A 13,781-nucleotide genomic window follows, 5' to 3' on the forward strand; every position below is an offset into this window, starting at 1 on the left:
AGATGATGAGCTACGCAATTGCCACCGCCGTCACACTGCTGTTCGCCTACCTGCTGTTTATCGCCGCGCGCCTCGGCTATTTCGGCCGCCTGTCGCTGCTGGCCAGCTGGGATGACCGCGTGGACCGCGCACTGGAATTCGCCGCGCGCCGCCACGGCGACCGCGAGCTGGTGGAACTGGCCCAGCCCCTGGCCTGGACCGGCGAACAGCACTGGAGTGCGCCGCTGATCCTGGAAACCGCGAAGAAACTGTCGTCCTGCTGGCACCACCTGGGTGTCGGCGAGGGCGACCGGGTGGCGATCTACAAGGCCAACCAGTTCGACTACTTCCTGTTTTCCGTGGCGGCCCTGCGCATCGGTGCCATCGCCGTACCCATCAACGTCAACGTGGCCGCAGAGACAGCCGCCGGCTATATGCAGCGCCTGGGTGTGCGACTGCTGGTCAGCGATGGGGGCGGCTGGCAGAAACTGGCAGCGCTGGACGAAGGGCAGCTGCCGGACTGCCTGAGCCAGGTGATACTCACCGACACGCCCCAGCACGCCGCCGGCGCGCGGGTACACAGTCTCGCCGCGCTGCTGAACGAGCCACTGCCGGCGGCTCCGGAGCGCCGCCGCGGCGGCGAGGATCCCCTCTACATAGTGCACACCTCCGGCACTACCGGCGTGCCCAAGGGCGTGATCCTCAAGCAGGAGGGCATAGCCCAGTCGCTGCGCTCCATAGTGCTGTTCAACCCGGTATCCACCCGCGACCTGGCCTGTTTCGCCCTGCCACTGAACCACCAGGTCTCGCACCTGTACCTGCATGGGGTGCTGCTGATGGGCGTGCGCTGTATCGTCGACGGCGAACTGTCGGCGCCGGCACTGGTCCGCCAGCTGCGCGAGCGCAAGCCGAGCGTCTTCTTCGGCTTCCCGATCACCTATACCCGCCTGCTCGAGGCCGGCGTTACCGAACAGCCACTGGACAGTGTGCGCATCTGGGGCACCACCGCGGACGCCAGTCACGAGGTGCAGCAGCGGGCCCTGATTCCCCACGGCTCCTTCTTTACCCGCCTCGGCATCCCGGTCAAGGGTTCCCTGTTCGTCGACGGGCTCGGCTCCAGCGAAGTGGGCATCGCCGCCCTGCTGCGCATTGCCACCCCCTGGACCAGGCACTTCGGCCGCCGCGTCGGCCGCCGCACGCCACTGGGCCCCGAGATCAAGATTGCCGACGCCGACGGCACGCCGGTGGCCAAGGGGGAAGTCGGGCGGCTGATGATCAAGGGCAAGAGTATGTTCGGCGGCTACTGGAATGCCCACGACGTCTTCTATTCCGCCACCCGCGACGGCTGGTGGTTCACCGGCGACATGATGCGCGAGGCCGACGACGGCGAACTGCTGCACCTGGACCGCGAAGTGGACGTGATCCACACCGCCCGCGGGCCCATGTACACGCTGCCGCTGGAGGAGATAGTGCTGAAGCAGGACGGCGTGCTCGATACCTGCGTGTTCGGTGTGCGCCCGGACGCGGACGGCCCCGAAGTCCCCGCCGCGGTGGTGGCACCGCGGGCCAGGGCGCGTATCCCGGACGCGGAAACCCTGCGACGCACGCTCAACACGCTGCTGCCCGAGGGACACCAACTGGTTCACCTGTGGCTGATCGACTGGGCGGATTTCCCCATCGGCGCCACCGGCAAGACCCTGAAGCGGCGCCTGCGCGAAGACTACAACGCCCTGCTGCAGTTGCAGCGGGACTCCAACCCGGAGGCGGCGCCATGCGAAGCCAGCGCACTGCAGCCCGCCTGACACCCGCACTGGTCGCGGTCCTCTGCGGCGGCCTAGGTGCCGGGCCCGCGACCGGCGACGACGACTGGGCCTTCGATACCAGCGGCGCACAGGAAACCTGGAGCAGCGACTACGAGTTGACCCTGCAGCTGATCCGCGAGCGCGAGCAGCTGTTCGCCCCCCTGGCCGCGTCCTGGGACGGCGGCGACCGCGCCGGGCGCAGTGCCGCCGAACTGCGCCTGGACCTGCAGCTGCGTTGCAGCGCGTCGCCCTGTAAAGGCACCCGCCTGGTGCTGAAGCCGCGCCTGGCCCTGGGCGACGACGACCGTCCGGCGGCCATGCCGGATCCGCAGCCGGACTGGCTCGCCGAGGGCTACCTGCTGCGCGAGTTCGACGGCGGCACCCGCGTCGGCGCCGGCAAGCGTCTGCTCGGCTGGGGGCCCTCGCTGCTCTACAGCCCCAGCAACCGCCTCTTCCCCGACAACGGCGCCGTGACCCCGCGGCGCGATGTGCCCGGCAAGCCAATGGCCTTCGCCAGCACCGATCTCTCGCCCCGCGGCCGCGCCAACCTGCTGTTGGCGGACCCGCGCCTGGATGAGGTGGCTGGCCTGGACAGCGGCGGCGCCTTCAGCCTGGCCCGCGCCGAGTGGAACTGGGTCGAGGGGCGCATCGCCACCCTCGGCGCCGTGGCCGCGGGCGGCGGCGGTTTTCGCCCTTATGTCGGCGGCTACTACCAGCTGGGCCTGGGCGAAGCCTGGACCCTCGGCTTCGAGGCGGCGACATCGCGCGGCTACGCGGACACCGTCGCCGGCGCCCCGGCGCTGGCGCAAAACGAAGAGCGCTGGCGCTGGGACGGTGTTTTCAACCTGCGCTACGGCGCCGCCTCCGGAGCCGAGACAGGCCTGGAGCTGATCTACAACGGTTACGCCCAGAGCGATGCCGAGCGGCTGGACCCGGCACTCGCCGCCCTGCCCTCGGCCGGGCGCGGCCCGTCGCGCAACCGCCCGCTGCACCCCTTCGTGCAGCGCCGCTATGCGCTGCTGCAGACCACCTGGCCGAAGCTGTTCGGCGACCGCCGCTGGGGCCTGACCGCGCGACTGCTGCAGGGACTCGACGGCGCCAGCACAAGTGGATTTACCGAGCTGTCCTACAGCCCCGGCGACGCCGCCACCGTCTACCTGGGATTGTCCCGCAGCCGCTCAGGCAAAGCGCTGGAAATGAGCCAGCCGGTTACCCGCAGCGCCTACCTGGCCCTGGATGCCTTTTTCTGATGACCCTGTTTCCGATGAATACGCGAATAAGAGGAGAGAAGAGATGAACCTGGTCGAATTCGAATCCGTCACCAAGCGCTACCGGCTCGGCGAGGTGGAAGTCACCGCCCTCGACAGCGTCGACTTCGCCGTGCGCCGCGGCGACTTTGTCGCCATCACCGGCCCCAGCGGCAGCGGCAAGACCACCATGCTGAACCTGATCGGCTGCCTGGACAGCCCCACGTCCGGCGAGATCCGTGTGGCCGGGCAGCCGGTGAGCGGCCTCGACGACCACGCCCTGGACCAGCTGCGCAGCCGCAGCTACGGCATCATTTTCCAGAACTTCAACCTGGTGCCGGTACTGACCGCGCTGGAAAACGTGATGCTGCCGCTGTACCTGCACGGGCTGTCGAAGGACGAGCGCCAGCACCGCGCCTCCGCGGCACTCGCAGCCGTGAGCCTGACCCGATTCGCCGATTTCCGCCCGGACCAGATGTCCGGCGGCCAGCGCCAGCGCGTGGCGGTGGCCCGCGCCCTGGTCACAGAGCCCAAGCTGATCCTCGCCGACGAGCCCACCGCCAGTCTCGATACCGCCAGCGCGCTGTCGCTGGTGGACCTGATGAAAGAGCTGAACACGGAACGGCGCGTGACCTTCGTCTTCTCGACCCACGACCAGCGCCTGCTGCAACACGTCAGCCGCGTTGTCGAACTGCGCGATGGCCAGCTGTCCGGTGACGATGCGCCCGGTGCCGGCGTGACCGGCGCCGCCCTGGTACAGACCGGCGACAGCGAGGTGGCGTGATGTGGTCCATGGCATTTCGCAATCTCTACCGGGACCGCCGGCGCACCCTGGCCACCGTCATTGCGGTGGCCGCGGGCCTGTTCGCGGTGCTGATGTTCCTCGCCTATATCCGCTTCGTCGAGAGCTCCCTGGCCGCGGTGGTCATCTACCGCGACGCCAATGCCCACGTACAGGTGTATCGCGTGGACGGGCCTGAGCAGCTAGCGGCGACACCGGCGCAGTACTCCCTGGACAGTGCCGACCAGGCGCTGATTCACCGCGCACTGCCTGAACTGCCGCACTTCCTGCGCGCCTCCAACCAGTTGGTGGGTGTCGGTGTGGTGCAGGCGGACGCCGACAGCGCCGTCTTCCTGGCCCGCGGTATAGACCCGGAGTTCGAAGCCGCGCTGCAACAGCACAGCCCGCTGGCCGCGCCGCCCCCGCCGGTGGATGGGTTGCTGCTCACCACCCAGCTGCAGGACCTGCTCGGCTACCCGGCGCAACACAGCGACCTGCAGCTGTTCGGCGCCTCCTATGCCAACCGCATGAACGCTATCGAGGCGCCGTTGGTGGGCGATTTCTCCACCGGCATTGAGGCCATCGAAGACAAGGGTCTCAAGGCGCCGCTGGCACTGCTGCAGTCGCTGTACGACACCGACGCCGTCTCGCGGGTGGTGGTGCAGCTGGACGACCGCATGCACAGCGGGAATTTCCGCGCACAGCTGGCCGCCGAGCTGGAGCGGCAGGCGCCCGGGCGCTTCGAGGTCACCACCTGGGACCACCCGCAGATTGGCCAGCTGTACACCAGCTTTATGGGTTTCTTCAATATGGTGTTCGCCTTCACCGGTATCGTCGTGTTCACCATCGCCCTGACCACCATCCAGCACACGGTGGCAATGAACGTGGCCGACCGCACCCGCGAGATCGGCATGCTGCGCTCGCTCGGATTCGGCCGCGGGCGCATCGCCGGGCTGTTCGTGCGCGAGAGCCTGCTCACGACACTGGCGGCGGCACTGGTCGCCGCGGCCCTGGCCTATGCGGTTATCGCCGCCCTGGCCCTGGCGGGGGTGGAGACCCAACTGCCGCGCATCGCCGAACCGGCGCCGCTGGCGCTGCAACTGCCGCCCCTCTGGGCTGTGATCGCCATCGCCTGTGCCGGTGCCGGCATCGCCCTGGGGGCACTGCTCACCGCGCGCAAGCGGGTCGGCGGCGAAGTGCGCCCCGGGCGCCGCGGCGTGCCGCTGACCCAGCTGCTGGCCGCCGCCGGCTGCCTGCTGCTGGCCGTGCCACTGCTATCCCCCGCCCAGGCACAGACGCCCCCGCCCATGGAGGAAGTCGCTGCCTCCCGGTCCCCGGACGAGGAGACGATGCGCGCCTGGCTCAAGCAGGCGGATCTGGCCCGCGGCGGCTGGGGCAGCTACCAGTGGAAACTCCGTATCCACACCGAGGATCCCGCCGGCGCCACCGATACCGACTACGACATCGCCGTGCGCGACGGCCGCGCCCTGGCGATGACCACGGCACCACGGCGCTACCGTGGCGAGAAGATTCTGATCGCCTCCCGCGCCATGTGGTACGCCAAGCCCGGGCTGCGCAAGCCGGTCAGCATCAGCCCGCAGCAGCGTCTGGTGGGCGAGGCGGCCAACGGCGATATCGCCGCCACCCAGTACGCCCGCGATTACGCGCCGGCGTACCTGGGCAGCGCAGACCTGGACGGCACCTCCTGCCACAAGCTGAAGCTGACCGCCGCCAGCGACAGTGCCACCTACGAATCCATCATCTACTACCTCGACAAGCGCAACCGCCTGGCAGTGCGCGCGGAGTTCCTGACCGCCAGCGGCATGCCGCTCAAGGTGGCCCACTTCGAGTACGACAACCGGGTGCAGATCGATGGCGAGACGCGCCCCTTCGTGTCGCACATGAAGATCGTCAACGCCAACTTTCCCGAACGCTACAGCCTGCTCGAGTACCGGCGGGTGGCTCCGGCCGATCCGCCGGACAGCCTGTTCACCGTCGACACACTGATGACCCTTTAGTAGGAGCAGAGATATGACTGTCAAACTGTTACTGACGATGTCCCTGCGCAACCTGTGGCGGCAGGGGCGCAAATCCCTCGGCACCTTCGTGGTGATGAGCATATCGGTGCTGGCCCTGTGCCTGCTGTCCGGCTACATGCAATCCAATGTCGAACTGATCCGCGACGCCTTTATGCGCTGGGGGGCCCGCGGCCACCTGGTGATCGAGAGACCGGCGTCGGAGCTGGCGCGTCAGGTCGAGGGCGCCGGCCAGCTACCGCTGACCGCGGCGCTGCAGCAGCGCATCGACGGGGTGCTGGCGCAAGAGCCGCAGCTGGTGGCCAGCGCACGGGTGCTGCGCATCTCCGGCATGGTATCGAACGCCTACGTCAGCTCCATCTTCGCCGGCATAGGGCAGGACGTGGAGCAGATCCGCGCGATCAAGGGTCCCGCCTACGAGTACGACGTGGTGGCCGGCACACCGCTGTGGATGGAGACGCGCCCGCAGCCGCTGGTACTGGGCCAGGGCCTGGCCGCCATCCTCGGCTGCGCGGTACCGGAAGTGGGCTTTGCCCCGCTGCAGCCCGGCGAAACCCCCAAGTCGCGCCCCATCGACTGCCCGCCCGGCCCGCTGGAACTGACCGCGACCACCCGCGGCACGGCGCGCGTCAACGCCGTGCGCGCCCAACCCACCGGCATCATGGACTGGGGCATCAAGGAGATTAACGATCGCCTGGTGGTGATGCCGATGGCCGACGCCCAGGCGCTGCTCAATACCACCGACGTCAGCGAGTACCACCTGCTGCTAGAGGACGGCGCCGACGCCACCGCCGCACGCAGCCGTATCGCCGCGGCCCTGGCGGAAGCGGGTCTCGACGATGTGGAGGTGTTCCTCTGGTCCGACCGCGCCGCTTTCTACCAACAGGTCAAGGCGGTGCTCGGTGGCTTCCTCAACTTCATCGCCCTGATCGCCTGCGCCATCGGCTTTACCAGCCTGCTGAACGCCAGCTACATGAACTTTTCCCAGCGCGCGCGGGAGTTCGCGACCCTGCGCAGCCTCGGTTTCACGCGCCGCTTCGTGCTGGCGCTGGCCGCGCTGGAAAACAGCTGGCTGGCTCTCGGTGCGGCGCTACTGGGTATCGGCACCACCGCTGCCATCGTGTGGTCGGTGCGCGCCGCGCAGATCATGTGGACGCCACCCGGGTCCAGCAACGCGGTCCCCGTGGACCTGGCCTGGGTGGCGCCGACATACGTGGCCGCGGTAGTAGGTGTTGTCGTCATCGCAGCCTTCGCCAGCTCTATCCCAACCCGCAAGATTCTGAGACGGCCGATTCGCGCTGTGCTCTCCGACGCGTAACGACTGCTCTCGCAGCAAAGGAGAAATTTCAATGACTGAAATGGCACGCAAAAGGCGCTGGAAGCGCTTCGTAGACCGGGAATCCGGCAAGGCATTGGTTGTACCGCTAGACCACGGTCTCACCATGGGCCCCATTCCCGGTATCGGCCGACCGCAGGACATATTGCGCTGGCTCAGTGCCGAGGTGGCCACCGGCGTGGTGTTGCACAAGGGCTTCGCTGAGCGCCTCGGCGGCGCCCCCGGCTGCGGCCTGATGATCCACCTGAACGGCTCGCTCACTGTCGACGCGCAGCCGGACCTGAAACAGCTGGTGACCTCAGTGGAAGCCGCGGTGCGCCTCGGCGCCGACGCCGTGTCGATTCAGACCAATTTTTCCGCCGTGACCGCGTCCCACAACCTGCGCCTGATCGGGCGGGTCGTGGACGAAGCCCACGCCTGGGGGCTGCCGGTGCTGACCATGGTGTACGACAAGTCCCGCGACGTCGAGCGCGGGCTGGAGCGCATGCGTCACTTTATGCGCGCCGCCGTCGAGCTGGGCGTGGACACCCTCAAGGTGGCGGCGCCGGCACAGCTGGAGCGGATGCCGGAACTGCTCGACGGTGTCCAGGAGCACACCCCGGTGCTGCTGGCCGGCGGCGCCCTGGCCGACGAGAGAGACCTGCTCGAGCTGGCGGCGGCCGTCGTGCGCCACGGCGCCGGCGGTATCTGCGTGGGCCGCAATGTGTTCCAGCGCGCCGCGCCGGCAGTGACCCTGAAGCGCCTGCTGCAGGTCTTCCGCAGCGGTGCCAGTGCCGAACTCAACTTTGCCCGCCCGCTCGCGCAGCCAGAGCGGGAAGCCGAGATGGCGGTGTGAATTCCGCAACCTCAAGCCATGCAGTCAAACAGGGAGAGACAACCGTGATACCTATCGATTCCAGTCCAGGATGCGTCGACCTTTTGATCGACCGCCATGTCCGCGCCGGCCGCGGCGACCACACTGCGCTGCTGGAGAGTGGCACCGGCGACCGCCGCAGTCTCAGTTATCGCGAACTGCAGCAGCGCACCCTGGCCGTTGCACAGGAACTGAATGTGCGCCTGGCCGGCAGCCGCAGCCAGCAGCGCATCGCCCTGGTCGGCTCGGCGACCCTGGAAAATATCGTCTACTGGCTGGGCGCCATGCGCGCCGGCCATCTGCCGTTTACCGTGCACCCGGGCCTGCCCCTGGATCACTACGAGGGCCTCTGGGAGGATTTTGACCCGGCACTGGTGCTGGCGGACAGGACCGCCGCGCCGGTCGATGCGGCCGAGGACATGACTACCGTGGAAGCGCTGGCGGCGGCCGCGGCGAAGGGACCACTGGCGGAAGTCAGCGATCTGGCCGCCGACCTGGACCGGCGCCCCGCGCTGGTACTGGCCACCTCCGGCTCCACCGGGCGGCCGAAGCTGTGCGTGCACAGCCACCGCGCCTTCTGGGCTTTCGAGCGCAATGTCAGTCGCGCGTCATGGGACATCCGCCCGGGCGACCGGGTACTGGCCAGCACCGGACCCTTCTTTTCCTTTGGCCTGCAGGGACTGCATGTGCCACTGAGCCGCGGCGCCACCGCGGTGACGCTACCGGAATGGCAGCAGCACACGGACTTCCTGGACGTGATCGAGGCCGAATCGGTCAGTGTCTTCCTGGCCGTACCCACCCTCTACCACCTGTTGATGTCGCGCGCCGCCCGCCCCTACCGGCTGGAGGCACTGCGCCTGTCCCTGTCCGCCGGCGAGCGACTGCCACCGGTCATCCGCGAACGCTGGCAGGCCTGGAGCGGCTCGCAGATGCTGGATTCCGTCGGCACCACCGAGACCTTTGCACCCTATTTATCGGAGGTGGTGGCCGCAGGCGCTTTATCCGAAGTGGCCGCAGGCGCTCTATCCGAAGTGCCCGCGGACGCTTTGTCCGCGACGGCCGCTGGCGCCGCGCCCGAAGTCACTGTGACACCGGCGCTGCAGCGCGTGGGCGGCTTCCACTATACGGAAACGCCCCACGGCGGCGGCGGTGCCTTCTCCCTGTCGATATCGGGCGGCTGCCTGATGCTCGGCTACCTGGCGCCGGCCAGCGGCGGCCTGTTACAGGAGGCGGTCACGCCCTTCGATACCCGCGACCTGTTCAACCGCGACGAGGCCGGCCTGCATTTTGTCTCCCGCGACAGCGAGCGCATCAAGGTGGCCGGGCACTGGGTCAGCCCCCAGGAGCTGGAGGAATTCCTGCTTGCAGACCGGCGGGTGATCAAGGCGGCGGCGCTGCCGCTGGAAACCGCCGAGGGGCTGACGCGACTGCGCGCCTATGTGGTGGCGGACACCCGCGGCTACTCGTCCGCGGCACTGGTGAACGACCTGATGAAGCGTATCCGCGAACAGCTGCACCCGCGCGCGCTGCGCCCGGACCGCATCGAGCTGGTCGAGGATATCGCCACCACCCCCAGCGGCAAGATACGCCGGCAGGAACTGCGCGCCCTGGTGGGGCAGCCGGTGGCCAGGGCCGGTGCGGTGCTGGCCCGCTAGTGGTTCATGCGGTTAATTCGGTAACTAAAGCTCACAGCCACAGGTTCCAGGGCAAGGCGAAAAAGCGCAGGACTAGCAGGGCTAATTCAAGCTTTTTCAACGCAGTACCGGGGCCTGTGGCGAAGAGATCGGTTACTGAATTGGCCGCGTGGACCGCTAGGGCCGGATCAGCCCGATGGACAGGGCGCGGGCCACGGCCTGGCGCCGGTTGGAGACTCCCAGCTTATGAATGATGTTGCGGAAATGGAAATTCACCGTCGCCTCGGAGCAACTGAGGATGCGCGAGATCTCCCAGGAGGTCTTGCCCACCGCCGCCCAGTGCAGGCACTCGCCTTCGCGCGGTGTCAGGCCGATATCCGCCGCCGCGTCGACCTCCTCGATGCGGGCGATCGCCTCATAGGCGTAGGAGGCCAGCAGCTGGATGGTGGGCATTGTCTCGGTCAGCCAGGACTCCAGGCGCGTATTGAACGAGGCGCCGTTGGCCACCGAGATCATCATCGCCCGGTTGTGGCGGGCACCGCGCAGGGCCGTGGCCACACCGGTGGCGATACCGTGGGCGGCGGACTCCTCGTACAGCTCACAGGCCTCGCCGGGAAAGTGCGCCCGGTGCCAGATCATCGGTACCGGAGACTGCCGGCAGTGGCGCACCACCGGGTCGCGACCAACCCACTGCAGGCGGCTGTAGCGTTCCACGCAGTCGCGCGGGTAATTGGTCTGTACACAGTGGCGGGCGCCCTCGGGGGCGACGGGGTTTTCGAGGCCGATCAGGTAATAGTCGAATCCTATGGCACTGACGGATCGCTGGATGCCGTCCTTCACCTGGTCAATGGTCTGCGCGGACAACAGGTCAGGCAGGGCCCGAATCACTTCCATTCGCGGGCACAAGGCTGCTTCTCCCAATAAGTAGAGAAAAATTGAAACTTTATTCTGCTTTTCCTGCAGAAACAGTTCGATGTTAGCGCATCCACATGACAAACAGGAGAACGGAATTGCCGTTTCGTGACGCAATACTTTCCCGGGGCCAGCGTCCCCGTCGGAAATACCAGACACAAGGCCGCACCGCGGCAACACACACCAACCGCTAGTGACAAGGAGAAAACTGTCGATGGAAATGCAACTTGAACTGCTCGAAGCCAGCAAGAGCGCGCTGATTGAGCGCCTGCGCTCACACCCCTTCCTGCGCCGCTGTCGCGAGGGTGCGGTTGAGCTGGATGAACTGAAAGTGTTCCTGGCCCAGCAGGGACTCTACAGCACCTACTTCACCCGCTACCTGTGCGCGATGATGGCCAACCTGCCCGGCAACGATGAGGTGATGGCGCTGGCGGAAAATCTGTTTGAAGAGCTGGGCCTGGAGCCGGACAGCCCCCAGCCCCACCACCTGGTCTACCGCTATATGCTGCAAAGCTTCGGGGTGCGCCTCGAGGACGCCCGCCCCCTGGCCGGCACCAGCCAGCTGATCGACAGCATGTTCCGGCACTGCCGCGACAGCAGGCCCAGCGCCGGCCTGGGCGCCCTCTGCCTCGGCGCCGAGGCACTGGTACCGGCGCTCTACACCGACATAGTGGCCGGCTTCCGCGCCTGTGGTGTCGCCGACAAGGAAATTGAGTTTTTCCTCATGCATATCGAGTGCGACGATGGCCACGCAGAAACCATCCGCGACATCATGGTGGATATCGCCACCCTGGACCCAGGGCAGATCGACATCATGCTCGGGACTGGCAGTGAGCTGGTGGATGCGCGCATGCGTTTCTTCGACTCCATCGAAGAGGCCTACCGCGAGACGCTGCACCAGCCGGTGACTGCCGCCGAGCCCGAAGCCATTCCCGCCTGAAGCGCCGGAGGAGAATACATTGACGGAGAAAATGTCCGGGGGTGAAACCCTATCGATGGAAAAGGACGAGCTGGTGCATCGCGCGCAGGACCAGATGCGCCGGCACCTGGAGGCGCCCGACTGGTCCCTGCGCGAGAAGGTCGCGCTCACCTGCCACATACTCTTCGCGCAGGGACACGACTCGGGTCTCGCTGGCCAGATCACCGCACGCGCGCCGGCGCCGGGCAACTACTACACCCAGCGCCTGGGGCTCGGCTTCGACGAGATCAGTGCGTCCAACCTGCTCACTGTCAACGAGGACTTGGAAGTGCTGTCCGGCGACGGCATGGCCAACCCGGCCAACCGTTTCCACTCGTGGATCTACCGCGCGCGACCGGACGTGCGCTGCATAGTGCATACGCACCCGCTGCACATCTCGGCGCTGTCGATGCTGGGGCGGCCGCTCAAGGTTTCGCACATGGACACCTGTCCATTACACGGGGAGGTCGCCTTCCTGGAGGAGTGGCCCGGGGTGCCGGTGGGCAATGGTGAGGGGGAGATTATCGCCGCCACACTGGGGGACAAACGCGCGGCATTGCTCGCCCACCACGGCCTGGTAATTGCCTGCCGCTCCGTGGAGGAAGCCTGCGTGCTGGCGATTCAGTGCGAGCGCGCCGCGCGCCTGCAACTGCTGGCCGAGTCGGCAGGCCAGGTGCGCGATATCGATCCGCAGCTGGCCCGCGAGGCCCACGACTGGGTGCTGCAGGAAAAGCGCACCCAGGCCACTTTCGCCTACTTTGCCCGCCGAGCACTGCGGGCCCTGCCGGCGGGGGGCGTGGACCCGCTGGGCTGATTGCGGGAAATCCCGGCGGGGTCGGGCCGGCCACACACGGCGGCTCGACCCACAGATGGCCAGATGTAGAGGTAATTTCTATGTTGCACCGGTTGCACCGGCTATCAGCGCTGCTGATCAGCCTGTATATCGTCTTCCACCTCGCCAATCACCTCGCGGCGCTGGGCGGGGTCGAGGCGCATATCCGCTTTATGGACGGCTACCGCAACGTCTATCGCAACTGGCTGGTGGAGCCGCTGCTGCTGACCTGTGTGCTCTTTCAGGTAGCCTCGGGTATTACCTTTATCATCCGCCGCCGCGGCCGGCGGCACGGTTTCTTCGACCGCGCCCAGGCTGCCTCCGGCGCCTACCTGGCCTTCTTCCTGCTTTTCCACCTGGGCGCGGTGCTCTACGGCCGCCATTTTCAGGGCCTGGATACCAACTTCTATTTCGCCGCCGCGGGCCTGCAAGTGGGCGCCTACCCGGCCTTTTTCATGCCCTACTACGCCCTCGCGGTGCTGGCCTATTTCACCCACCTGGCCTGTGGCCTGCGCTGGCTGCTGCGCCGGCGCCTGCCGCCGCAGGCACTGGACCGCGCCGCCACCGGCACCATGGCACTCGGCCTGCTGCTGGCAGTCACCATAGTGGCGACTTTCAGCGGCGCCCTCTACCCGGTACATCTTCCGGCGGAATACTGCCTGGGTGACTGCGCTCCCGGCAGCCCGGTTCGTTAACAGCGCGGCGCTCCTGTATAATCCGCCGGCATCAACAGACGATCACTGGGATTTTCGACATTTATGGCTAGTTACTCCACCAACGAATTCAAGGGCGGCCTCAAGGTCATGCTGGACGGCGACCCCTGCTCCATCGTGGAAAACGAATTCGTCAAACCCGGCAAGGGTCAGGCGTTCAACCGCGTCAAGCTGCGCAACCTGAAGACCGGCCGCGTCTGGGAGCGCACCTTCCGGTCCGGCGAGAGCCTCGAGGCCGCCGACGTGATGGACCGCGAGATGGAGTACCTGTACAACGACGGCGAGTTCTTCCACTTCATGGAGCCGGAGACCTTCGAGCAGCACCAGGCCAGTGCCGATGCGGTCGGCGACGCCGCCAAGTGGCTGAAGGAGCAGGATGTCTGCACCGTGACCCTGTACAACGGCGCACCGCTGGCGGTAACCCCGCCCAACCACGTGATCCTGGAAATCACCGATACGGATCCGGGCCTGCGCGGTGACACCGCCCAGGGCGGCACCAAGCCGGCCACCCTGGTCACCGGTGCCGTGGTCAAGGTACCGCTGTTCCTGGAGATCGGCGAAACCATCAAGGTGGACACCCGCACCGGTGAATACCTGGGCCGCGCCAAGGAAGACTGATCTCCCACACTATCTTGTAGGAGCGGCCCATGGCCGCGATCGCTGCCCGGATTAACCGGAAAGTACGATCGCGGCCATGG

General features: G+C 67.1%; 12 protein-coding genes. 11 read left to right on the plus strand and 1 reads right to left on the minus strand.

The genetic code is table 11. From position 1 onward, the window contains the following. Positions 1-2: 2 nt before the first annotated feature. Genes IG627_RS03090 through IG627_RS03120 form a run of 7 tightly spaced genes read left to right on the plus strand, consistent with a single transcriptional unit; the run spans position 3 to position 9,689 of the window. Complete coding sequence (locus IG627_RS03090; RefSeq protein WP_193189850.1) at positions 3-1,781, plus strand: class I adenylate-forming enzyme family protein; 1,779 nt, start codon at positions 3-5, stop codon at positions 1,779-1,781. Then, entirely contained in the window at positions 1,751-3,031 is a 1,281-nt protein-coding gene (locus IG627_RS03095; protein WP_193189852.1) for a hypothetical protein, read from the plus strand. Before IG627_RS03090 ends, IG627_RS03095 begins: the two co-directional genes overlap by 31 nt. 43 nt (positions 3,032-3,074) lie before the next feature. After that, positions 3,075-3,812: an ABC transporter ATP-binding protein gene (locus IG627_RS03100; protein ID WP_193189853.1), complete on the plus strand. Its 738-nt coding sequence runs from the start codon at positions 3,075-3,077 to the stop codon at positions 3,810-3,812. 8 nt (positions 3,813-3,820) lie between these two features. Further along, positions 3,821-5,827 carry an outer membrane lipoprotein-sorting protein gene (locus IG627_RS03105; RefSeq protein ID WP_193189855.1) on the plus strand — a complete coding sequence of 669 codons (2,007 nt, stop codon included), beginning with the start codon at positions 3,821-3,823 and terminating at the stop codon, positions 5,825-5,827. A 13-nt stretch (positions 5,828-5,840) separates the two neighbouring features. Continuing rightward, positions 5,841-7,163, plus strand: a complete 1,323-nt coding sequence (locus IG627_RS03110) for an ABC transporter permease (RefSeq protein ID WP_226864658.1) — start codon at positions 5,841-5,843, stop codon at positions 7,161-7,163. Between the two features lie 31 nt (positions 7,164-7,194). Beyond that, positions 7,195-8,016, plus strand: coding sequence for a class I fructose-bisphosphate aldolase (locus tag IG627_RS03115; protein WP_193189857.1), 822 nt, complete (start codon positions 7,195-7,197; stop codon positions 8,014-8,016). 44 nt (positions 8,017-8,060) lie between these two features. Further along, positions 8,061-9,689 (plus strand): class I adenylate-forming enzyme family protein, encoded by a 1,629-nt coding sequence (locus IG627_RS03120; protein ID WP_319024483.1) that lies wholly within the window; start codon positions 8,061-8,063, stop codon positions 9,687-9,689. Between the two features lie 156 nt (positions 9,690-9,845). Here IG627_RS03120 and IG627_RS03125 read toward each other — a convergent pair whose 3' ends face one another. Beyond that, positions 9,846-10,562 (minus strand): autoinducer binding domain-containing protein, encoded by a 717-nt coding sequence (locus tag IG627_RS03125; RefSeq protein WP_193189859.1) that lies wholly within the window; start codon positions 10,560-10,562, stop codon positions 9,846-9,848. Positions 10,563-10,794: 232 nt separating this feature from the next. Here IG627_RS03125 and IG627_RS03130 point away from each other — a divergent pair, with 232 nt between their 5' ends. The 4 genes from IG627_RS03130 (at position 10,795) to efp (ending at position 13,701) form a co-directional block, all read left to right on the plus strand. Continuing rightward, complete coding sequence (locus IG627_RS03130; protein WP_193189861.1) at positions 10,795-11,520, plus strand: TenA family transcriptional regulator; 726 nt, start codon at positions 10,795-10,797, stop codon at positions 11,518-11,520. Positions 11,521-11,539: 19 nt separating this feature from the next. Next, complete coding sequence (locus IG627_RS03135) at positions 11,540-12,352, plus strand: aldolase (RefSeq protein WP_226864659.1); 813 nt, start codon at positions 11,540-11,542, stop codon at positions 12,350-12,352. An 80-nt stretch (positions 12,353-12,432) separates the two neighbouring features. Beyond that, complete coding sequence (locus IG627_RS03140; protein ID WP_193189863.1) at positions 12,433-13,065, plus strand: hypothetical protein; 633 nt, start codon at positions 12,433-12,435, stop codon at positions 13,063-13,065. A gap of 63 nt (positions 13,066-13,128) precedes the next feature. Then, positions 13,129-13,701, plus strand: a complete 573-nt coding sequence (gene efp, locus IG627_RS03145; RefSeq protein WP_193189864.1) for an elongation factor P — start codon at positions 13,129-13,131, stop codon at positions 13,699-13,701. Positions 13,702-13,781: the final 80 nt, after the last annotated feature.

Origin of the sequence: Microbulbifer taiwanensis, assembly GCF_014904815.1 — a bacterium.
Classification (GTDB): Bacteria; Pseudomonadota; Gammaproteobacteria; order Pseudomonadales; family Cellvibrionaceae; genus Microbulbifer; species Microbulbifer taiwanensis.

Coding starts and splice junctions, on each gene's coding strand:
- IG627_RS03105 (WP_193189855.1), top strand. CDS start 3,821: ATGGCATTTCGCAATCTCTACCGGGACCGCCGGCGCACCCTGGCCACC.
- efp (WP_193189864.1), top strand. CDS start 13,129: ATGGCTAGTTACTCCACCAACGAATTCAAGGGCGGCCTCAAGGTCATG.
- IG627_RS03125 (WP_193189859.1), bottom strand. CDS start 10,562: ATGGAAGTGATTCGGGCCCTGCCTGACCTGTTGTCCGCGCAGACCATT.
- IG627_RS03115 (WP_193189857.1), top strand. CDS start 7,195: ATGACTGAAATGGCACGCAAAAGGCGCTGGAAGCGCTTCGTAGACCGG.
- IG627_RS03100 (WP_193189853.1), top strand. CDS start 3,075: ATGAACCTGGTCGAATTCGAATCCGTCACCAAGCGCTACCGGCTCGGC.
- IG627_RS03140 (WP_193189863.1), top strand. CDS start 12,433: ATGTTGCACCGGTTGCACCGGCTATCAGCGCTGCTGATCAGCCTGTAT.
- IG627_RS03130 (WP_193189861.1), top strand. CDS start 10,795: ATGGAAATGCAACTTGAACTGCTCGAAGCCAGCAAGAGCGCGCTGATT.
- IG627_RS03095 (WP_193189852.1), top strand. CDS start 1,751: ATGCGAAGCCAGCGCACTGCAGCCCGCCTGACACCCGCACTGGTCGCG.
- IG627_RS03090 (WP_193189850.1), top strand. CDS start 3: ATGATGAGCTACGCAATTGCCACCGCCGTCACACTGCTGTTCGCCTAC.
- IG627_RS03110 (WP_226864658.1), top strand. CDS start 5,841: ATGACTGTCAAACTGTTACTGACGATGTCCCTGCGCAACCTGTGGCGG.